Source organism: Streptomyces sp. NPDC045778 (genome assembly GCF_056431945.1).
Genome location: NZ_JBWKJZ010000006.1, coordinates 68383 through 91022, shown reverse-complemented (window position 1 = coordinate 91022; position 22640 = coordinate 68383). Strand labels below are relative to the sequence as shown.

The following is a 22640-nucleotide window of genomic DNA, read 5'->3' as shown; positions in this document are numbered from 1 at the left end:
CTTTGTGCAAAGCGAAGAGAAGCTGGTCGACTACCTCAAGCGGGTCACGGCCGAACTGAAGCAGACCAAGCAGCGGTTGTCGGACGCCGAGCGGGCGAGCCGGGAGCCGATCGCCGTCGTCGGCATGGGCTGCCGCTTCCCCGGTGACGTCGGTTCGCCGGAGGAGCTGTGGCGGCTGCTCGACGCGGGCGGCGACGCGATCACCGTGTTCCCCTCCGACCGGGGCTGGGACAGCGAGGGGCTGTACGACCCGGACCCCGACACGCCAGGGCGTACGTACACCCGGCGCGGCGGATTCCTGCGCGGGGCCACGGACTTCGACCCGGAGTTCTTCGGCATCTCGCCGCGCGAGGCGGTGGCCATGGACCCGCAGCAGCGGCTCCTCCTGGAGACCTCGTGGGAGGCCCTGGAGCGGGCCGGGGTGCGCCCGGCCTCGCTGCGCGGCGCCCGGGTCGGGGTGTTCGCGGGCGCCATGTCGCCGGACTACGGACCCCGTCTGCACCAGGCCGCCGGCGGCGCGGAGGCGCATCTGCTGACCGGCACCACCAACAGCGTCGCCTCCGGGCGGATCGCGTACACCTTCGGCTTCGAGGGGCCCGCGGTCACCGTCGACACGGCGTGCTCGTCGTCCCTCGTCGCGCTGCACCTGGCGGTCCAGTCGCTGCGCAGGGGCGAGTGCGCGATGGCGCTCGCGGGCGGCGCCACGGTGATGTCGACGCCGGGCATGCTCGTCGCCTTCAGCCGGCAGCGCGGCCTGTCGCCCGACGGGCGCTGCAAGTCCTTCGCCGACGCCGCCGACGGCACCGGCTGGGCCGAGGGCGCGGGCATGCTCCTGGTGGAGCGGCTCAGTGACGCCCGGCGGCTCGGGCACCCGGTCCTCGCCGTGGTGCGCGGCAGCGCGGTCAACCAGGACGGCGCCTCCAACGGCCTGACCGCGCCCAACGGCCCCGCGCAGCAGCGGGTGATCCGGCAGGCCCTCAAGGACGCGGGCCTGACCACCGCGGACGTGGACGCCGTCGAGGCGCACGGCACCGGCACCAGCCTCGGCGACCCCATCGAGGCGCAGGCCGTCCTCGACACCTACGGCGCCGAGCGCGACCGCCCCCTGTGGCTCGGCTCGCTCAAGTCCAACATCGGGCACACCCAGGCCGCCGCCGGGGTCGGCGGCGTGATCAAGATGGTCCTCGCGCTCCAGCACGGCGTGCTGCCCCGGACCCTGCACGTGGACGCCCCGTCGTCGCACGTGGACTGGTCGGCGGGGGCGGTGAACCTGCTGACCGAGCGCCGCGAGTGGCCGGTGACGGGCGAGCCGCGCCGGGCCGCGGTGTCGTCGTTCGGGATCAGCGGCACCAACGCGCACCTCGTCCTGGAGCAGGCCCCCGAGGCGGAGGAGACCGCGCGGGAGGAGCGCGTACCCCTGCCCGCCGTGCCGCTGGTGCTGTCCGGCAGGACCCCCGAGGCCCTCGCCGCCCAGGCCCGGCAGCTGCTCGGCGCGGTGGACTCCCTGGACCCGCTCGACGCGGCCTTCTCCCTCGCGACCACCCGGACGGCGTTCGAGCAGCGGGCCGCCGTGGTGGCCGGGGACCAGGAGGGGCTGCTCACGGGCCTGCGGGCGATCGCGGGCGGCGGCTCCGGCTCCGGCGTGGTGCGCGGCATCGCGCAGGGGGGCCGCACGGCTTTCGTGTTCGCCGGGCAGGGCAGCCAGCGGCTCGGCATGGGCCGCGAGCTGTACGCGGCGTTCCCGGTGTTCGCGGCGGCGCTCGACGAGGTGTGCGCGGGCTTCGACGGGCTGCTCGAACGGCCCCTGCGCGAGGTGCTGTTCGCGGAGCAGGGAGCGGACACCGGCGCCGGGGACCTGCTCGACCGGACCGGGTGGGCGCAGCCCGCGCTGTTCGCGGTCGAGGTGGCCCTGGCGCGGCTCCTCGGCTCCTGGGGCGTCCGCCCCGAGATCCTCGCCGGGCACTCGATCGGCGAGCTGGCGGCGGCCTTCGTCGCGGGCCTGTGGACGCTTGCGGACGCGTGCCGCGTGGTGGCGGCGCGCGGCCTGCTGATGGAGCGGCTGCCCGGGGGCGGCGCGATGGTGTCGGTGCAGGCCACCGAGCAGGAGGTCGCCGAGGCCCTGGCGGGCACCGCCGGTGACGCGGTCGGCATCGCCGCGGTCAACGGGCCCCGGTCCGTGGTCGTCTCGGGCGCCGAGGAGGCGGTCCTCGGGGTCGCCGGGCACTTCGCGGCCCTCGGCAGGCGCACCAGGCGGCTGCGGGTCAGCCACGCGTTCCACTCACCCCTGATGGACCCCATGCTGGAGCCCTACCGCGAGGTGCTCGCCGGGGTGGCCTTCCACGAGCCGGTCCTGCCGATCGTGTCGACCGTCACCGGTGAGCCGCTGACGGCGGAGACGGTCTGCTCGCCGGAGTACTGGGTGCGCCAGGTCCGCGAGCCGGTGCGGTTCGCCGCGGCGGTGCGCCGCCTCCAGGACGACGGGGTCACCCGGTTCGTCGGCGCGGGCCCCGACGCCGGGGTGACCACGATGGCCGAGGGCTGCCTCACGGAGCGGGAGGGGGCGCCCGCGCCGGTCGCGGTGCCGGTCCTGCGCGCCGACCGGCCGGAGGCCGCCACGGCCCTGACCGCGCTCGCCGCCGCGTACGCGCACGGCGTGGACGCGGACTGGCACCAGGTCTTCGCCGGGTCCGGCGCGCGGGCCGTGGAGGTGCCCACCTACGCCTTCCAGCGCGAGCGGTACTGGATGGACGCGACGGCGGCGGCCGGGGACCTGCGGGCCGCGGGCCTGACCGCGGGGGAGCACCCGCTGCTCGGCGCGGTGCTCCCGCTGCCGGAGTCCGGCGCGACCGTCCTGACCGGCCGGCTGTCCCTTGAGACCCAGCCGTGGCTGGCCGACCACGCCGTGTTCGGCCGGGTGGTGGTGCCCGGCGCGGCGTTCGTGGAGATGGTCCTGCGCGCGGGCCGCGAGGTCGGCTGCGGCCTGCTCGACGAGCTGACCCTGCACGCCCCGCTGGTCATCGGCGAGCGGTCCGGCGCCCGGGTCCAGGTCGTGGTCGAGGACGCCGACGACTCGGGCCACCGGGCGGTGTCGGTGCACGCGCAGGCGGACGGCGGCGCGTGGGTCCGGCACGCGGAGGGCTCGCTGGCCGACTGGGCCCAGCCCGCGGGCTTCGAGGCCGCGGTGTGGCCGCCGGAGGGCGCCCAGGAGGTCGCGCTCGGCGACCTGTACGCGGGCCTCGCCGCGCGGGGCTACGACTACGGCCCGGTCTTCCAGGGGCTTTCGGCGCTGTGGCGGCGCGGCGACGAGGTGTTCGCGGAGGTCGCCCTGCCCCCGGAGGCAGCGGCCGACGCGGACCGCTTCGGCCTGCACCCGGCGCTGCTCGACGCGGCCCTGCACACCATCTGGTTCGGCTCCTTCTTCGACGGCGCGGACGGCACGGACGGCGCGGACGGAGCGGGCGGCACGGACGGCGCGGGCGGGGTGGACGGCGCGGAGGGCGCGGTCCTGCCCTTCGCCTGGTCGGGCGTGTCCCTCTCGGCGACCGGGGCGGCCGCGCTGCGGGTGCGGATGGCGGGCGCGGGGACGGACGCGGTGTCGGTGCGGCTCACGGACACCGCCGGGGTGCCGGTGGCGTCGGTCGACGCGCTGCGGGTGCGGCGGATGCCCGCCGAAGGGCCGGGCGCGCCCGCGGACTCGATGTTCCGCGTCGACTGGCCGGCCGCGCCCGCGGAGGCCGCCGCCGCTGCCCGCTGGACGCTCGTACAGGACCTCGCGGAGGTTCCCGACGACCCGGGTGTGGTGTTCCTGCGCTGCCCGGCCGGCCCTGACGCCCGGCGGGTGACCGCCGACGTGCTCGCCGTCATGCAGGAGTGGCTCGCCGACGCGCGGTTCGCCTCCGGCACGCTCGCCCTGGTGACCGAGGGCGCGGTCGGCACCGCGCCGGGGGAGCCGGTCGACGGGCTCGCCCAGGCGGGCGTGTGGGGCCTGGTGCGCTCGGCGCAGACCGAGAGCCCGGGGCGGTTCGCCCTGGTGGACGTGGAGGAGGCGGCGGCCGGGCCCGTGGCGTGGGGCGAACTCGCCGCGCTCCTCGGCCAGGAGCCGCAGCTCGCGCTCCGGCGGGGCCGGGTGCTCGTGCCCCGCGTCGCCCGGGCGGAAGCGGCCGGTTCCGCCGCGCCCGAGGGGGCGTTCGGCGCCGGTACGGTGCTCGTCACCGGCGGCACCGGCACGCTCGGCGGGGTCGTGGCCCGGCACCTGGTGAGCGCGCACGGGGTGCGGCGCCTGGTGCTCGTCAGCCGCACGGGCGCGGACTCGCCGCGCGGCGCGGAGCTGGCGGCCGACCTGACCGAGCTGGGGGCCGAGGTCGTCCTGGCCGCCTGCGACACCTCCGACCGGGCCGCGCTCGCCCGCGTGCTCGCGGACATCCCGGCCGACGCCCCGCTGACGGGGGTCGTGCACGCGGCCGGTGTCGTCGACGACGGGGTGCTCACCGACCTGACCCCGGAGCGGCTCGACGCGGTCCTCGGCCCCAAGATGGTCGCCGCGTGGAACCTGCACGAGCTGACCCGTGACCTGGACCTGTCGGCGTTCGTCCTCTTCTCCTCGATGTCCGGCCTGATCGGCCCCGCGGGCCAGGCCAACTACGCGGCGGGCAACGCCTATCTGGACGCCCTCGCGCAGCACCGCCGTGCCCGGGGCCTGCCCGGTGTGTCTCTCGCGTGGGGCATGTGGGCCGAGCGCAGCACCATGACCGAGCACCTGACGGACATGGACCTGGCCCGCCTCGCCAGGTTCGGCGTGACCCTGTCCTCGTCGGAGCAGGGCGTGGCACTCCTGGACGCGGCGCTCGGCCTCGACGAGCCGGTCCTGGTGCCGGTGGCCCTTGACCTGGCGTCGATGCGCGCCCAGACGGACGTGCCGCCGATCCTGCGGCGGCTCGCGGGCCGGGGCGCCGCGCCGCGCGCCGCGCGCCCGGCGCCGGTGGGCGCGGGTTTCGTCGCCGACCGGCTCGCCGGTCTTGGGGAGGAGGGCCGCTACGAGGTCCTTCTCGACCTGGTGTGCACGGAGATGGCCCGTGTCCTGGACTATCCGGCGGGCCGGACGGTGGCTCCCGACCGGGCGTTCTCCGAGCTGGGCGTCGACTCGGTGGCCGCCGTGGAGTTCCGCAACCGGCTCGGCGCGGAGACCGGGATGCGGCTGCCGCAGACGCTGGTGTTCGACCATCCGACGGCCGTCGCCGTCGCCCGGGAGCTGGTCCGCGAGCTGGCGGACCGGGCACCGCGCCCCGTGCCGGGCTCGGTCCTGACGGAGCTTGACCGGGTCGAGGCGGCCCTGACGGAGTCCTCGGCGGCCGGGCCCGAAGGGGAGGAGATCGCGCAGCGGATCGAGGGCCTCCTCGTGAAGCTGCGCACGCTGCGGGACGCCGGCAGGTCCGGGCCGCGCCTGGACGTCACGGACGCGACGGACGAGGAGCTGTTCCAGTTCCTGGACGGCAGTTGAGCGGGGAGCCCGCCGTGACCGCGCGCTGAGGCGCCGCGGGCGGCGGGCCCGAGAGCCGCGGAGGGTCCGCTCGGGGCATCGGCCGATGTTCCGAACGGGCCCTCCGCTTCTGCGTGTCCTTTTCCGGGGGCTTCACGCATGCCGCTTCCGAAGCTTCACGAATGCCGCCGGAACGCGCCGCCCACCGCGCGGTAATTCCGTACGAGGCGCGCGGTTACCGCGACATGACCGCGCGCGGGGGAAAGCGTGCCAGTCTGCCGATGCCCAGTCACATTCGCTTTCCGGTACGGAGGCACCCCATGTCAGGTTACCCGATGGCGCGGGCCATTCCTGCGCGATCACAGAGCAATTCCGTCTGTTTTCGGCCGAGTTCAAGCACGGCGATTTCCGGGCGGATCGCATGCTGACGCGGCTGCCGTCCCTGACGGGTCTGCGCTTCGTGGCGGCTCTGATGGTCTTCGCCACGCACGTCGTCTGGTACACCCGGCTCATCCCGGGCGACACGGGGGTGCGGCTCAGAGACGCCTTCGCCCTCTCCGGCTCGTACGGCGTCGGCTTCTTCTTCATCCTGAGCGGCTTCGTCCTGGCCTGGACGGCGCGCCCGAGCGACACGACGCCGTCGTTCTGGCGCCGCCGCCTGGTGAAGATCGGGCCCCTGCACTGGGTCACCTTCGGTCTCGCGGCCGTCTTCGTGCTCAGCACGGACCGGCCCACGCGCACCGTCGACTGGCTCGCGTCCCTGACCATGCAGCAGGCGTGGTTCCCGGACGTCCGGACGAATTCGGCCGTCAACGGGGTGAGCTGGTCGCTGGCGTGCGAATTCTTCTTCTATCTGGCCTTTCCCGTCCTGTTCCCCGTGGTGCGCCGCATCCGCGAGGAATGGCTGTGGCCGGCGCTCGCCGCGGTGGTCGCGCTGATCGTGGGGGCTTTCCTCGTCGCCACGTACGCGGTGAGCGACCGGCCCGGCCTCATCGGCTTCGGTCTGACCGGCGAGGTCTCCTTCGACCAGGTGTGGTTCGTGTACTTCTTTCCGCCGGTCCGTGCCCTCGAATTCGTCCTCGGCATCGTCCTGGCCCGGATCGTCGCGGCGGGCAGGTGGCCGCGCGTCGGCCTGGTACCCGCCTTCGCGCTCGCCGCGGCCGGTTATGTGCTCGCCCTGAAGCTGCCGTACCTGGCGGGCACGGCAGGGGTGTCGACGGTGTGGACCGCGCCGCTCATCGCCGCCGCGGCGGTCGCGGACCTGCGGGGGACCGCGTCGGTGTTCCGCCGGCCCACGATGGTGTTCCTCGGCGAGATCTCCTTCGCCTTCTACATGGTCCACTGGATCATCATCATGACGGCGGCCGAGTGGATCGGGCCCACCCGCACCTTCTCGCTCGCGACCGGCTCGCTCATGGTGCTCGTCCTGCTCGCGGCGGCCGTGGTGTCCGCCACGATCCTGTACTGGTGCGTGGAGAGGCCCCTGATGCGGCGCTTCGGCCGGCACCGCCCGGCCACGGTCACCGCGGTTCCGCCTCCGGCGAGGGTGGAGGGGCAGCGCGTGCTGGACTGAGCGCCTCTCGTGCCGGAGGGCCGGACGCGTCTCGGGGACGCGTCCGGCCCTCCGTGCCTAGCCCCAGCGCTTTACCGGAGGTGCCGCGCCGGGCCGTCGTTCAGCCGCGTGCCGACTGTGGCTGGTCGCGCAGTTCCCCGCGCCCCTGGCGGGTGCGGGTGCTGTTGGGGTCCGGGGCGTGCGTCCCGCGCTCCTGGGGGGTGCCCTCGGGGGCCGGGAAGTATCCGGCGTTCGCGAAGAACTGCGTGTACGTGGCGAACAGTTCGGCGTCGATCTCCGGGCAGGCGATGCCCGTACCGGCCAGGGCGTCCTCCGTCTCGCTGACGTCGACCCGCATGTACAGGGCCTCACCCGCGGTCATGTAGGCGCGGAAGATGTCGATCGTCGGGAAGAGCGCGTTGTCCCGGTCGTCGCGGACCGTGGCCTCGAACTCGTCCCAGGACACCTCGTCCAGGACGTAACCGGAGGCGCGAAGGCGCGTCACCATGTCGGCGAAGCTGACCGCCACCGGGTTGAACAGGTGGAAGGTCCGGCTCTCCGCCGTGCGCGACAGCTCCAGGACGGCCGCGCTGACGTAGTCGACCGGCACCATCGGGAACAGCGCGTTCGCGCCCTTCGGCACCTTGCGCGCCTGGAGGCTGCCCTTGAGGCTCAGCCAGACGAAATCGCGGGTCTGGCAGGCGCCGTCGGTCCGCGCCCCGGAGATCACGTCGGCGCGGTGGACCGACACGGGCAGACCGCGCTCCTGGGCGAGCCCGATGATCTTCTCGGCGACGTACTTGCTCTGCCGGTAGCCGTTGGTCAGCTCCTCCGGCGGGCCGGTCGGGTCCGCGGGGGTCAGACCGGCGCCGCCGGGCGCCGCCTTGGCGAAGACGCCGGTGCTCGACACGTAGTGCAGCGGCACCGTCCGGTGCAGCGCGGCGAGCCGGAGCGCCTCCTCGGTGCCGGTGACGTTGGCCGCCTTCAACGACTGGTACGGGTGCAGCCAGTTGACGGTGGCGCCCGCGTGGTACACCGCGTCGACCTCGCGGGCGAGCCGGTCGTAGCGCTCGGCGGAGAGGCCGAAGCGCGGCTCGGAGAGGTCGCCCGGGAGCACCTCCAGACGGGCGGGGTCGATCTCGTCCCAGATGCCGTACCAGGTCAGGCCCGCGCGCAGCCGGTCGAGCGCCGCCGCCTCGTCGGCGCCCCGGACCAGGCAGTGCACGGTGGCCCCGGTCGACCGCATGAGGTCCCTCAGCAGGAAGCCGCCGACGAACCCGGTCGCGCCGGTGAGGAACACCTGCCCGGGGTCCGCGACCACGGTGACGACCTCGGCGGCCGGGACCACGTCGTCGGCGAGCCGCACCTCGGCCGCGAAGTCCACCGTGGACCGGGCGGGCGCCTCGGTGCGGCTTGCCAGTTCCGCGCGGAGGTGGCCGATGAGCGCCTCGGGGGTGTTGTGGTCGAACAGCAGGGTCGGCGGCAGGCGCAGACCCGTCTCGCTCTCCAGGCGGTTGCGCAGCTCGACCGCCGTCAGCGAGTCGAACCCGAGGTCCGTGAAGACCGTGGTGGGGGTGATGCCGTCGGTCCTGCCGTGGCCGAGGATCGCCGCCACCGACGTACGCACCAGGTCGAGCAGCAGCTCACGCCGGCCGGGCTCGTCCAGCTCGGCGACGCGCTCGGCGAGCTGCCCGCTGTGCGCGGCCGCCGCGGCGACCACGCGCCGGTCGGGCCTGCGGACCAGGCTTCGCAGCACCGGGAAGAGCGGCCCCGGCTGCCGTTCGAGCAGGGCGACGTCCAGGTGCATCGGGACCGTCACCGCGTACGGGGAGGAGAGCGCCGCGTCGAACAGCTCGGGCCCTTCCTCCGGCGAGATGGGCCGCAGGCCCGACTGCGTCGCCCGGCTCCAGTCGACCTCGGAGAGCCGCGAGGCCATGCCGTGCTCCTGCGCCCACGCCGCCCAGCCGAGCGAGTCGGCCGGGAGCCCGTTCGCCCTGCGGTGCTGCGCGAGCGCGTCGAGGAACAGGTTGGCGGCCGAGTAGTTCGCCTGCCCCGGCGAGCCGATGACGCCGGCGACGGAGGAGAAGAGGGCGAAGAGGGCGAGGGGTTTGTCGCGGGTGAGTTCGTGGAGGTGCCAGGCGGCGTCGATCTTGGGTCGCAGGACGGCCGAGACGCGTTCGGGGGTGAGGGCGGTGATGATGCCGTCGTCGATGACTCCTGCGGTGTGGACGATCCCGGTGAGGGGGTGTTCGGCGGGGATGGCGTCCAGGACGGCCTGGAGCGCGTCACGGTCGGCGGCGTCACAGGCCTGGACGCGTACGCGCGCGCCGAGCGCGGTCAGTTCCGCCTCCAGCTCCCGTGCGCCGGGGGCCTCGGGGCCCCGGCGGCTGGTCAGGACTAGATGCCGGACGCCGTACGCGGTGACCAGATGCCGGGCGAACAGCGCGCCCAGCGCACCGGTACCACCCGTGACAAGGACCGTCCCCTCCGGCGCCAACTCCGGCGCGGCCGTGGCGGCCGGGCGCACCCTGGCCAGCCTCGGGGTGCTCGCGCGGCCCGCGCGGAGGGCCACCTGCTCGTGGCCCGAGGCGATCGCGGCGGCGAGGCGCTCGGCGCTCGCCGGGTCGCCGTCGAGGTCGATCAGGGTGATCCGGCCGGGGTTCTCGACCTGGGCGGACCGGGCGAGGCCCCATACCGGGGCCGGGCCGAGGTCGACGTCCTCGCCGTCGTGCGTGGCGACGGCGTTCCTCGTGACGAGGACGAGCCGGGACGTCTCCGAGGCGAGGCCGGCGCGGACCAGTTCGAGCGCCCGCAGGGTGCTCCGGTGCGCCGAGTCCACCGTGTCCGCCGTGCCGGCCGTCGTGTCCCCGGCCGTCCCGTCGAGTACGGCCACGAGGACGTCCCCCGCGGCGTCCGCGACGCTCTCGACGCGCCGCCCCAGGCCGCCCAGCGGAGTGTCACCGAGGATGGCCAGGCGGGTGGACGTGAGGTCCTCCGGGTCGGGCAGGGCGACCGGCGACCAGACCACGTGGAACAGCGAGTCACCCGTCGCCCCGTCGGCGCGCTCGGCGGGCGCCACCGGGGTCGGCCGCAGCGCGCGGGCCTCGGCGACCGGCTCACCCGAGTCGTCGGCCAGCCACAGCCGGAACGCGTCGTCGCCCTTGGCCCTGAGCCAGACCCGCAGCGTGCGCGGCCCGGAGGCGTACAGGTTGAAGCCGTGCCAGGAGAGCCCCGTGGTGTCGCGTCCCGCGGCGAGCAGCGGGTGCAGCGCCGCGTCGAGGAGCGCGGGGTGGATCCCGAACGTGTTCAGGTCCGCGTCGTCGGGCAGCCGCACCTCGGCGAACAGGTCGTCGTCCCGCTGCCACAGCGCGCGCAGCCCCTGGAACACCGGCCCGTGCGCGTAGCCCTTCTCGTCGAGCCGCTGGTAGAGGCCGTCGAGCCCGACCGGAGCCGCGCCCGGCGGCGGCCAGGCGTCCAGGGAGACCAGGGGCGCGGGCTGCGCCTCGGTGAGCAGGCCCGTGGCGTGCGTCCGCCACGGCGCGCCCTGCTCGTCCCGGTCGGGCCGCGAGCTGATGGTGATCCGCCGGTACGCGTCCTCGCCCGCGGCCCCGATGGCCACCTGCACCTGGACGCCGCCGCTCTCGGGCACGGTCAGCGGGGTGCCGACCGTCAGCTCGGCGACGCCTGAGCAGCCGGCCTCGTCACCGGCGCGGACCGCCAGCTCGACCAGGGCGGCCGAGGGCAGCGCCGCGGTGCCGCCGACGCGGTGGTGGCCGAGCCAGGGGTGGGCGTGCAGCGAGAGCCGCCCGGTGAACACCGCGCCGTCACCACCGGCGAGTTCGACGGCCGTGGTGAGGAACGGATGCCCCGGCGCGGCGAGCCCGAGCCCGGCCGTGTGCCGCGCTGCCGCGGAGGTGCTGTCCAGCCAGTAGTCCTGGTGCTGGAAGGGGTAGGTCGGCAGGTCCACCAGGGCCGCGGGGGTGCCGGTGAACAGCCGCGCCCACTCCACCTCATGCCCGGCCGCGTGCACCTGCGCCAGACCGGCCAGCACGGTGCGCACCTGGGGCTGCTCACGGCGCTGCAACGCGATGAACGACGCCTCCACACTCTGCGCGCCCATCGCCGTGAGGACACCATCGGGACCGATCTCCACGAACCGGGTCACGCCCTGCTCCCGCAGGCGTACGACGTGATCGGCGAAACGCACCGCACGGCGGATGTGATCCACCCAGTACCCGGGCGAACACACTTCCTCCACGTCGGCTGCCATCGCAATGACCGGCGCCTGGAAGGTCACACCCTCGACGACCGCCGCGAACTCCTCCAGCACCGGATCCATCAACGGCGAATGGAAGGCATGACTGACCGTGAGCCGGCTGGTCTTACGCCCCCGCTCCCGCAGCACCTCCGCGATAGCGGTGACCACGTCCTCCACGCCGGATATCACCAGGGAGGTAGGGCCGTTGACCGCCGCGATACCGGCCTGGTCCTCATGCCCCGCAAGGAGTTCCAGGACCTCGGCCTCACCGGCCTGCACCGCCACCATCGCGCCGCCCGCAGGCAGGGCCTGCATCAGACGGCCCCGGGCGGCCACCACCCGGCACGCGTCCGCCAGGCCCAGTACCCCCGCCACATGCGCCGCCGCCAGCTCACCGATCGAATGCCCCGTCACGAAGTCCGGCACCACACCCAAGGACTCCACCAGGCGGAACAACGCCACCTCGACCGCGAACAACCCCGGCTGCGTCCACCCCGTCTCATCCAGCCCGACACCGTCGAAGACCACCTCCTTCAACGACCCCGGCAACAACCCCTCGAACCCCGCACACACCTCATCGAAAGCCGCCGCGAACACCGGAAACGTCTCGTACAACTCCCGGCCCATACCGGCGCGTTGAGCGCCCTGCCCCGTGAACAAGAACGCGGTACGGCCCTCACCCGCCACCCCCGACACCACGCCCGGCCCCGACTCACCCCGAGCCAACGCCCCCAGCCCGGAGAGCAGTTCCTCGCTGTCGGCGGCCATCACCACGGCCCGGTGCTCGAAGGCCACCGCACGCGAACGCACCGCCGACACACCCACATCCAGCAGCGACAACCCCTCACCCACCGCGGACGCCAACCGCCCCGCCTGCGCCCGCAACGCCCCCGCACTGCGAGCCGACACCACCACCGGCACCACCGGCAGCGAACCCGTCGACCCCTCCACCGTGGGCTCCTCCGCCGGAGCCTGCTCGACGACCAGATGCGCGTTGGTGCCGCTGACGCCGAACGAGGACACCGCGGCGCGGCGCGGGCGTCCTGTCGTCGGCCAGGGGCGTTCCTCCGTGACCAGCTCGACCGCGCCCGCCGTCCAGTCCACGGCAGGCGTGGGCTCGTCGACATGGAGGGTCCTGGGAACCACGCCGTGGCGCATCGCCATGACCATCTTGATGACACCCGCGACACCCGCCGCGGCCTGCGTGTGACCGATGTTCGACTTCAACGAGCCCAGCAGCAAAGGCTGTCCGTCGGGGCGGGCCGTGCCGTAGGTCGCGAGGAGCGCCTGGGCCTCGATGGGGTCGCCGAGCATCGTGCCCGTGCCGTGCGCGTCGACGACGTCGACCTCGGCGGGGGAGAGCCCGGCGTTGGCCAGGGCCGCGCGGATGACGCGCTGCTGCGAGGGCCCGCTGGGGGCGGTCAGACCGTTGGAGGCGCCGTCGGAGTTCACCGCGCTGCCGCGGATCACCGCGAGGACCGGAAGGCCCCGCCGCCGGGCCTCGGAGAGCCGCGCGAGGGTGAGGACGCCGACGCCCTCGGAGAAGCCGGTGCCGTCGGCGGCGGCCGCGAACGCCTTGCAGCGGCCGTCGGGCGAGAGACCGCGCTGCCGTGAGAACTCCACGAAGGGGTCCGGCACCGGCAGGACCATCGCCCCGCCGGCGAGGGCGAGCGAGCACTCGCCGCCCCGCAGCGCCGACACCGCCTGGTGGATCGACACCAGCGACGAGGAGCAGGCCGTCTCCACGGTGACCGTCGGCCCTTCGAGGCCGAGGAGGTAGGAGATCCGGCCCGAGGCGACGCTGGTCAGCATCCCGGTCATCATGTAGCCCTCGGTGCCCGCGGCCGAGGCGTCGACATCGGAGGCGTAGCCCGTGTACATCACGCCGACGAACACGCCGGTGTCGCTGCCGCGCAGCGAGCGCGGGTCGATGCGGGCCCGCTCGATCGCCTCCCACGTGGTCTCCAGGAGCAGCCGCTGCTGCGGGTCCATCGCGAGGGCCTCGCGCGGCGAGATCCCGAAGAAGGCCGCGTCGAAGCCCTTCACGTCGCTGAGGAACCCGCCCTCGCGCGCGGAGACCTTGCCCACGGCGTCGGGGTCCGGGTCGTACAGGTCGTCCACGTCCCAGCCGCGGTCGGCGGGGAAACCGGAGATCGCGTCGACGCCGTCGGCGGCCAGACGCCACAGCTCGTCCGGCGTCGTCACGCCGCCGGGGTAGCGGCAGCCCATGCCGACGACGGCGATGGGCTCGGAGCGGCTCGACTCCAGCTCCTCGACCCGGGCCCGGGCCTTGTGCAGGTCCGCGGTGACCCACTTGAGGTAGTCGAGGAGCTTCTCGTCCTTGTTCATCTGCTGACCGCTCATTTGGCTACCGCCCGAATCGAGTTCTCAAGGCCTGTCGCGGGATCGTGGTCGGCGAGCACCGAGGTGCCGAGCCGCCCCGCCAGGTACAGCGCGAGGTGCAAGCGGAGGCGGTCCTCGCGCAGGGACCGCCCGAGGAGTTGCTCCGCCTTCTTCACCCGGTAGACCACGGTGTTCTTCGCGATGTGCAGGTGTTTGGCGGTCAGGGCGACGCCGCGCTCGTTGTCGAGGAGGCAGCGCACGGTCTCGCGCAGCGCGGCCATGGACCTGTTGTCGGCCGCGAGCGGGCCGAGTTCGCGGCGTACGAAGTCCGCGGCGGCCTCGGCGTCGTTGCCGAGCAGGATCACCGGCTCCAGGTCGCCGTAGTCGCAGAGCCCGAACGGGCCCGGCTGGATGATGCCGCCGACCCGCTCAGCGGTGACGGCCTGCTCGTGGGAGCGCTGGAAGCCGGCCACGCCGTCGCCCGGAAGGCCGGAGGCGACGTGGATGTGCGGGGGCAGGTCCACGGGCTCGGCCGAGCGCCGCAGCTCGGCCGGGCGGTCGGTGGCCCGGCCGCCCCACGCCCACAGGCGCCCGGGGCCGGCGGGCAGCATCAGCATCGAGGAGCAGCCGACCTGGTCGAGCAGGCGCAGCGCCGTGGCCTCCAGCTCGCGGCTGCTGTCCGGGGTGATCTCGTCCTGCCACAGCACGAGCGCGACGTGGTGCAGCGTCAGGTCGTACCCGAGCTGGCGCAGCGCTCGCATGGTGTCGACGGGCTTGCCCTTGAGGATCGAGGAGACGAGTTCGAGGCGCTCGCCCACGGAACCGGCGAACCAGCGGTCGCGTTCGGCGGCGAACTTCTCGGTGACCGCGGCCGACAGCGTCTCCATTCCCTCGAAGAGGTCGGCGGAAATGGACCGCATCATCGTCGCCTGGTCCTCGGCGGGGATCACGGCGTCGCGGAACTCGAACAGTTCACGGGTGAAACTCGCGTGGGCGGCCCGGACATAGCGGAGCAGGTGGTCGACGGTCGTGTTGTCCGAGATGCGTTCCCGGATGGTGTGGGTGAGTTCCGTGGAAAGGACACCGGTGATGGATCTTATGCCGCTGAGCCGCAGGACCACCCAGAGCGCTATCGCCTCGACGAGCCTGGTCTCACTGCGGGACTTCTGGTCGAATCGGGCGAACGGCTCTCCGGAGAGTTCGGCAAGCAGCAGGCGGCTGTTCTCGATCGCCCAGCCGGTCGCACCCGAACCGACGCGGGCGACTACCTCCTCGACCAGCTGCGGATTCGTCGCCGGTAAATGGAGTACGGAGTCGTCAGCGGGGCGCAGTAGATGCAGCAGGGAACTGGTGGACGTGATCTGGGGACGCGCAGGAATAGTGGCCTGCGATGTCGGGCAGCCTGACAACGAGTAGCCTCCCTAACGGAAAGCGGACGCGACTGGGTGCCGGCAGCCTATACGTGCTTTCGGCCACGGCGGGTAACCGCCCGGTAACCGCGTCTCACCGGCGGAATTACCGCGCGGTGGGCGGGAGTTGTGGGTGTGCGGGATATCTTGCGCTGCGCGGTCCACCGGTTGGCAGCGATCGCGCTGTCCGGTCCCCTGATGGGCAGCGATCTTGGCTGCGCGACCCCCCTGATTGGCAGCGATGAGGAGTGCTCGTGACCCAGCCCGCCACGCAAGACCCTCGTATCGGCGCAGTGACCGGCGCGGTGCCGTGGGTGCTGTCCGGGCGCAGCGCGGCGGGGCTGCGTGCCCAGGCCGCGCGGCTGCTCGCCCGGCTTGAATCCGACCCCGCCGCGGGCGCGGCCGATGCCGCCCTGCTCGCCGAGGTGGGCCGGTCGCTCGTGGCGGCCGGGGCCGCGGGCGAGCACCGGGCCGTGGTCGTCGGGCGCGACCGCGCCGAGCTGCTCGACGGGGTGCGCGCGCTCGCCGACGAGCGCCCCGCCCCGCACGTGATCAGCGGCCGGGCGCCCCGGCAGGCCAGGGAGGGCACCCGGCCGGTGTTCGTGTTCCCCGGCCAGGGCACCCAGTGGGCCGGCATGGCGGTGGGGCTGCTCGACGCCTCGCCCGAGTTCGCCGACGCGGTCCGGGCCTGCGAGAAGGCGCTGTCTCCGTACGTGAACTGGTCGTTGGAGGACGTGCTGCGCGGTGTGCCCGGCACCCCGCCGCTCGACCAGGTCGACATCGTGCAGCCCGTCCTGTTCTCGATGATGGTGTCCCTGGCCCGGCTGTGGCGCCGCTTCGGTGTCGAGCCGGGCGCGGCCGTCGGCCACTCGCAGGGCGAGATCGCCGCCGCGCACGTGGCGGGCGCGCTGAGCCTCGACGACGCCGCGCGGATCGTCGCGCTGCGCAGCCAGGCCCTGACGAAGATCCGCGGACGCGGCGAGATGCTGACCGTGCTCGCCCCGAACGACCAGGTGCGCGCGATGCTGGCCGACTGGGAGGGCACCCTCTCGGTGGCCGCGGTGAACGGCCCGGCGACCCTCACCGTCTCGGGCGACGTGGCCGCGATGGCCGACTTCGGCGCCGCGCTGCGGGCGGCCCGGATGATGCGCTGGCGGGTGCCGGGCGTGGACTTCGCCGCGCACTCGCCGCACGTGGAGGACCTCCGGGAGACCCTCCTGGACCTGGCGGCGAGCGTCCGTCCCGCGCGTGGTGACGTGCCGTTCTACTCGACGGTGACCGGGCGGCGCGCCGACACCGACGGGCTCGACGCGGAGTACTGGTACCGGAACCTGCGCCAGACGGTCAGGTTCGACGACGCCGTCCGCACCCTGGTCGCCGACGGCCACGAGGTCTTCGTCGAGTGCAGCGCCCAGCCGGTGCTCACCGTCGGCATGCAGGACATCGTGGAGGAGCTGGGCCGCTCGGCGGTGCTCATGGCGACGCTGCGCAACGAGGACGGCGGCGCGGCCCGGTTCCTCGCCGCGCTCGCGGAGGCGTATGTGCACGGGGTCGCCGTGGACTGGACGGCGGCCTTCGCGTGACGCCCGCCCGACGGGCGGAAAGGCCCTGACCGGAGCCCGGTCAGGGCCTTTCCGCCCGCGGGTCGCGCCGGGTTCTCAGCCGACGTCGATGCCCAGATTGCGGAGCTTCGGCTCTATGACCGCCCGGCAGTACGGCTGGAAGCGGTTCTTGTTGTAGAAGTCCTGCTGATCGGAGTCCGCCTCGAAGAACTGCTGATAGGGCCGGAGATCGGTCACGATGTTCTGACCCAGTTCCCGCCGTACGCGATTCATGACCTGCTCGGCACGCGCGCGCTGGTCCTCATCGGCGTAGAAGATCGTCGAGTGGTAGACGGTGCCGTGGTCCGCTCCGCTCTGATTGGGCGTGGTCGGATCGTGGCTCTGGAAGAACAGGTCGAGTATCTCCTCGAAGGAGATCTTGTCCGGCTGGAAGGTCAGTCGCACCGCCTCGACGAACTTCTGCGGATTGAGTCCGTAGCGTTCGTAGTCCTCGTAGTTGGGGGGCGGGCCGTGATCTCCCGCGAAACCCGCGACACTTGATGTGACACCGGGGGTTCGACGCATCACCGCGTCGAAGGACCAAAAGCAACCGGGGCCGAGTGTCGCTGTCTCGGTATTCCCTGCTGCGGGTATTTCATCGGCCATCGGAGTCCTCCCCAGACTCTGGTCCGAATTTTCGCTGAATTGTAGCAGGAATAACAATTCCGGCGGGTGGGTCAAGCTGCCGTGAAAGAAGGGGAGTTCGGGTTCCTCGCGGGCCCGGCGCGGCTTTCGTCCGCGCCCCTTGTGAAGCCGCGGGAACCCGGACGGGCCCCGGCGCGACTCCTGGGCTGCCGGTGCGAGAGGCCCGGCTCCGCGAGTTCCAGGAGAGGTGCGATGCGTACGCGTACGGGGTGGGGTGCGGTGGCCGTGGTGTGCGGCCTGCTGGTCTCGGGCTGCGGCGGTGGCGGCGACGGCACGGACGGCTCCGCCGCAAACGGCGCGGCCACGGGCTTCCCGGTGCGGGTCACCGACTGCGAGGGCAACGCGACCAGCTTCTCCGCCGCGCCCCAGAAGATCGTGACCAGCAACGCCGCCGCCCTGGAGCTGCTGCTCCGGCTCGGCGCCGGGGACCGGGTGGCCGGCACCGGCTTCCCGCCCGGCAAGGGCACCCTGCCGGGGGCCCTCGGCAAGCGCGCGGACGCCGTGAAGGTCCTCGGCAAGGCCGTGATCCCCAAGGAGAAGCTGCTCGGCTCCGGGGCCGACCTGTACATCGACAGCTTCGCCTCCATGGGCGGCATGGGCGGCGGCATGGGCGACGTACCGACCCCCGAGGAGTACAAGGCGGCCGGGATGAAGCACATCTACCTGAAGTCCACCGCCTGCGCGCAGGACCGCGAGGGCCCCGTGACCGACCTGTCCGCCGTCGAGCGGGACATCACCTCGCTCGGCGCCGTCACCGGCAACCGGAGCACGGCCGCCGAACTCGTCGACGGCATGCGGACGAAGCTGGCCTCCGTACGCGCGGCGGTGCGTGGCGTCCCCGAGCGGAAGCGGCCCACCTACTTCTTCTTCGACTACGACGCCGGGACCAAGCAGCCCATCGCCGTCTGCAACCGCCAGGTCGCCCACGCCGTGATCACCCTCGCGGGCGCCCGGAACGTCTTCGCGTCCTGCGACGGCGCGTTCAAGCAGGTCGGCTGGGAGGACGTGGTCTCCAAGAACCCGGACTGGATCCAGCTCGGCGTCCGCAACCGGGGCAGCGCCGCCGCCAACGAGAAGGCCTTCGACGAGGCCAGGAAGTGGCTGGAGGACAACCCGGCCACCAAGGGCCTGCGCGCCGTGAAGCAGGGCAAGTTCCTGCGCGTCGGGTCCGAGGCCACCACCATCGCGGGCGTCTCCAACGCCGACACCGTGGTGCGGATCGCCAAGACCCTCTACCCCGGCAAGGTCCGCTAGCCATGGCACTCCCGCGCACCAGGACCGGGCGCGCGGCCCGCGCCGAGGGCGACGCGCGGGTCCTGCCCGCGGTGCCCGTCGCCGCGGCCCTGGCCGTGCTGCTCCTCGCGGCGCTCACCGCGGCCGTGTCCTGGGGCTCGACGTCCCTGCCGCCGGGCGAGGTGTGGGGCGTCGTCGGGCGCAGACTCACCGGCGCCGCGCCCAGGGCCGGGACCAGCGACCTCATCGTGTGGCAGCTGCGGGTGCCGCGCGCCCTGCTCGCCGCCCTCGTCGGCGCCGGACTCGGCCTGGTCGGCACCGCCGTGCAGGCCCTCGTCCGCAACCCGCTGGCCGACCCCTACCTGCTGGGGGTCTCCAGCGGCGCCTCCCTCGGGGCCGTCGCCGCGATCGTCCTCGGGGTGGGCGCGGGCAGCGCCATCGGGCTCTCCGGGGCGGCCTTCGCGGGCGCCCTCGTGACCTTCGCCCTGGTGTGGGCCGCGGCCCGGCGCGGCGGCGGCTTCGCGCCCCTGCGCCTGGTGCTCGCCGGGGTCGCGATCGGCCAGTTCCTGTCCGGGTTCACCAGCTACCTGGTGCTCCAGGCCGGGGACGAGCAGCAGACGCACAGCGTGCTCTTCTGGCTCATGGGCAGCCTGAGCGGGGCCACCTGGCCCCTGCTCGCCGTGCCCGCGGTGACCGTCCCGGCCGCCCTCGTGCTGCTCCAGGCGCGGGCCCGGAGCCTCAACGCGCTCCTGATGGGCGACGAGACCGCGGCCGGGCTCGGCGTCGACGTGGGGCGCCTGCGCCGGGAGCTGTTCGTGGTGACGAGCCTGCTCACCGGCTCCCTGGTGGCGGTGTCCGGGGCGATCGCCTTCGTCGCCCTCATGGTGCCGCACACCTGCCGCCTCCTGGTGGGCGAGGACCACCGCAGACTGCTGCCGCTGTCCGCGCTCGGCGGGGCGGTCCTCATGGTCGGCGTCGACATCGTGTGCCGGACCGCCATGGACGCGCAGGAGCTGCCCGTCGGCGTCGTCACCTCGCTGATCGGCGCCCCGACGCTGCTGTTCCTGCTCGACCGGCGCCTGAAGGACGGGAGTTGAGGCCGCGTGCGCGTTGACATCGAGGACCTGTCCGTCGCGTACGCCGGGCGCACCGTCGTCTCGGGCGCGCACCTCGTCGCCGCCGAGGGCGAGATCACCGGGCTCGTCGGCCCGAACGGCAGCGGCAAGTCCACGCTCCTGCGGGCCGTCTACCGCCATCTGCGGCCCGTGGCGGGCCGGGTGCTCCTGGCCGGCACCGACCTGCGCGAGCTGACCCCCGCCCGGTCGGCCCGGCACGTCGCGGCCCTGCCGCAGGAGCGGGGCGCGGACGTCGAGCTGACCGTGCGCGAGGTCGTCGCCATGGGCCGCACCCCCTACAAGCGGGCCTTCGCCGGGGACGACGCCACCGACCGGGACGCCGTCGCGCGCGCCCTCGCCGAGGTCGGCATGGACGGCGCGGCAGGGCGCCGCTTCACGGCCCTGTCCGGCGGCGAGCGGCAACGCGTCCTGCTGGCCCGCGCGTTCGCGCAAGGCCCCGACGTGCTCGTGCTCGACGAGCCGACCAACCACCTCGACGTACGCCACCAGGTGGAGCTGCTCGCCCTGCTGCGCGGCAAGGGACGCACCACGCTCGTGTCCCTGCACGACCTCAACGCCGCCGCCTCGGTCTGCGACCGCCTGCACGTGCTGCACGGCGGGCGCGTCGCCGCGTCCGGGCCGCCGCGCGAGGTGCTCACGCCCGCGCTGCTCGCCGAGGTGTTCGGCGTCCGGGCGGCCGTCGTGGACCATCCCCTGACCGGCGACCCGCTGATCGCCTTCGACCACCGGGAGCCCGCCCCGCGGCCGGGCTGAGCCGCCGCGCGCCGTCGCCGCCCCCGCCGTCCGCCGCCCCGCGCGCGGCGGGGGCGGTGCGCGGACATCCCGTGAAGGCCCTGTGGCGTGCCCCGCGCCCGCAGTAGGTTCGGGGAGCGCGTGGCCGCCCACGGCCGCCCGCGGGGTCCGGACCACGGCTGAGGGGAGCAGGGGTGCGCCGGGGCACGACGGTCGGCGGGCGCTACCGGCTGGTGCGCGGCCCCCTCCACGGGGGCATGGGCGAGGTGTGGATCGCCCGCGACCAGCGGCTGCCCCGCCAGGTCATCCTCAAGCGGCTGCGGCGGCGCGGCCGGCGCGGCACCGACCGCAGGGAGTCCGAACGGCTCGAAGCCGAGGCCCGCGCCCTCGCGCGGTTCAGCCACCCCCACGTCGTCACCCTGCACGACGTGCTCACCCTGCCCGAGGGCCGCTGGACCCCGCCCCGCCGCAGGACCGCGTCCTGGCTCGTCATGGAGTACGTGTCCGGGGGCAGCCTCGCCGACCGGCCGCCGCTCACGCCCGCGCGGGCCGCGCGCGTCGGCGTCCAGGTCGCGGCCGCGCTCGCCGCGCTGCACGCCGAGGGGATCGTGCACGGCGACGTGAAGCCCGGCAACGTCGTCGCCACGCCCGCGGGCCTCGCCAAGCTCGCGGACTTCGGCGCCGCCTACCGGGTGGGCGGGCAGGAGACCATCACCCGGCCCGGCGCGCTCAGCTACACCCCTGACTACGCCGCCCCCGAGGTCGTCAGGGGCCGCCCCGAACCGGCGTCGGACGTCTTCTCCCTCGCCGCCCTGCTGCACGCCCTGGTCACCGGCCGCCCGCCGCGCCCGCACACCGGCGACGTCGACCCCTTCGTCGCCGAGCGGCAGGCCGAGCGCGGCGAGGTCGCCCTGGGCCCCGGCCTCGGCCCGCTCGCCGGACTGCTGCCCGCGATGCTCGGCCCCGCCCCGAAGAACCGCCCCGGCGCGGCGGAGGCCGGCCGGCTGCTCGCCCAGGTCGCGGGCCCGCAGGAGCCGCTGCCGCGCGGCGACATGGGCGGCGACGGCGAGCCGGGCGGGGTCGGCCAGGACAGCGAGAGCACCGGCCGGATGGTCCTGCCGGGCCGGTCACGGCAGTTCGTGGTCGTGGCCGCCCTCGCCGTGGTGACGCTCGCCGCCGCCGTGTGGCTGCCGCGCCTGTGGCCGGACGGCGCTGACGGTACCGACGGCGGGCCCGGCGCGCCCCGCACCGCCTCCGTCCTCGGTGACCACCGCACCCTCGACCCGTGCGCGCTCGCGGACCCGGCCGTCCTGAAGCGCTTCGGCGACGCCGAACTCGACCGGGGCTACGGCAACTTCGACCGCTGCGACATCCTCGTGGACGCGGGCGGCGACGCCCCCGTGGACGTCCAGTTCCACTACGACACGGGCGGCGGCTCCGGGCTGCCCGCGCCCCACCGCACCGAGGGCGGCGTGGCCGTGGTCAAGGAGTCGGGCGACAGCGGCGAGTGCGTCCGTACGATGCTCCCGGCCACCGACCGCGACGCGCACGTCACCGTCGTGGCGGAGGACGCGCACGACAGCGGGGACAGCGGCACGGCCCGGCTGTGCGCCATGGCCGACGCCGCCACGCGCGTGGCCGTGAAGCGGCTCAACGCCGGGCCGCTCGACCGCCGCCCCGAGGCCCCGCCCGGCTCGCTCGTCCACGAGGACGCCTGCGCGCTCCTGGACACGCGGGCCCTCGAAGCCGTCCCCGGCATCGACGCCCGCGACCCCGACGTCGGCTTCGGCAACTGGGACTGCGAGTGGGCGAGCACCACCAGCGACCTCTGGCTGGAGCTGCGCTTCGACCAGGGCAGGTCGTGGGACGCGGGCGACGGCACGCCGACCCGTGTCGGGGGCCGCCGCGCCGTCGTCGAGCCGGACGCGGAAGGGCCGCGCACGTGCCGCGTCCGCGTGGTGCACCGTGCCTACGGCGACGGGGGCCGGGCCGTCGAGACCCTCAACATCACCGTTGGCGGCGATCCCTCCCAAGACCGGCTGCGCCGTCTTGCGCTGCGCCTGGCCGCGGATGCGGTGGCTGAAATCCGTTGAATCTGCGGGCCGTCGGTGGCTGGTCGCGCAGTTCCCCGCGCCCCTTAGGGGGCGTACTTCGGGACGGGTCCCGGGACAGGGCGGCCACACTGGCGGACACCGCGGCCGGAGGAGGCGCTCATGAACGGTTCCGCGAGCCTCGCGCGCGGCGTCGCGCCCGCG

Annotated in this window: 10 protein-coding genes; 7 read left to right on the top strand and 3 right to left on the bottom strand. The window is 74.3% G+C overall.

The genetic code is table 11. The annotated features are described in order from the left end of the window. The first annotated feature begins 4 nt into the window (after positions 1 to 4). Together AC07GB_RS10000 and AC07GB_RS09995 are read left to right on the top strand one after the other, a co-directional pair. Positions 5 to 5497 carry a type I polyketide synthase gene (locus tag AC07GB_RS10000; protein WP_478843448.1) on the top strand — a complete coding sequence of 1831 codons (5493 nt, stop codon included), beginning with the start codon at positions 5 to 7 and terminating at the stop codon, positions 5495 to 5497. 400 nt (positions 5498 to 5897) lie between these two features. Continuing rightward, entirely contained in the window at positions 5898 to 7049 is a 1152-nt protein-coding gene (locus tag AC07GB_RS09995; protein ID WP_478843447.1) for an acyltransferase family protein, read from the top strand. Between the two features lie 100 nt (positions 7050 to 7149). Here AC07GB_RS09995 and AC07GB_RS09990 read toward each other — a convergent pair whose 3' ends face one another. Next, the gene (locus AC07GB_RS09990; protein ID WP_478843813.1) at positions 7150 to 13635 is read right to left on the bottom strand and encodes a thioester reductase domain-containing protein; all 6486 of its coding nucleotides are present in this window, start codon (positions 13633 to 13635) and stop codon (positions 7150 to 7152) included. Positions 13636 to 13646: 11 nt separating this feature from the next. Beyond that, positions 13647 to 15038 (bottom strand): PucR family transcriptional regulator, encoded by a 1392-nt coding sequence (locus AC07GB_RS09985; RefSeq protein ID WP_478843446.1) that lies wholly within the window; start codon positions 15036 to 15038, stop codon positions 13647 to 13649. Positions 15039 to 15292: 254 nt separating this feature from the next. On the opposite strand from AC07GB_RS09985, the gene AC07GB_RS09980 reads away from it, so the two are divergent. Further along, on the top strand, positions 15293 to 16621 hold the full coding sequence (locus AC07GB_RS09980) for an acyltransferase domain-containing protein (protein WP_478843445.1): 1329 nt from the start codon (positions 15293 to 15295) through the stop codon (positions 16619 to 16621). Between the two features lie 75 nt (positions 16622 to 16696). Here the strand turns inward: AC07GB_RS09980 and msrA are convergent, their stop codons facing one another. Beyond that, on the bottom strand, positions 16697 to 17245 hold the full coding sequence (gene msrA / locus AC07GB_RS09975) for a peptide-methionine (S)-S-oxide reductase MsrA (protein ID WP_478843444.1): 549 nt from the start codon (positions 17243 to 17245) through the stop codon (positions 16697 to 16699). A gap of 231 nt (positions 17246 to 17476) precedes the next feature. On the opposite strand from msrA, the gene AC07GB_RS09970 reads away from it, so the two are divergent. From AC07GB_RS09970 to AC07GB_RS09955, 4 genes are all read left to right on the top strand, one after another. After that, on the top strand, positions 17477 to 18538 hold the full coding sequence (locus AC07GB_RS09970) for an ABC transporter substrate-binding protein (RefSeq protein WP_478843443.1): 1062 nt from the start codon (positions 17477 to 17479) through the stop codon (positions 18536 to 18538). A gap of 2 nt (positions 18539 to 18540) precedes the next feature. After that, a complete protein-coding gene (locus AC07GB_RS09965; protein ID WP_478843442.1) occupies positions 18541 to 19614 on the top strand; it encodes a FecCD family ABC transporter permease in 1074 nt (357 codons plus the stop codon). 6 nt (positions 19615 to 19620) lie between these two features. Further along, the gene (locus AC07GB_RS09960; protein WP_478843441.1) at positions 19621 to 20406 is read left to right on the top strand and encodes an ABC transporter ATP-binding protein; all 786 of its coding nucleotides are present in this window, start codon (positions 19621 to 19623) and stop codon (positions 20404 to 20406) included. A 173-nt stretch (positions 20407 to 20579) separates the two neighbouring features. After that, positions 20580 to 22478 (top strand): serine/threonine-protein kinase, encoded by a 1899-nt coding sequence (locus AC07GB_RS09955; protein ID WP_478843439.1) that lies wholly within the window; start codon positions 20580 to 20582, stop codon positions 22476 to 22478. The last annotated feature ends 162 nt before the right edge of the window (positions 22479 to 22640 follow it).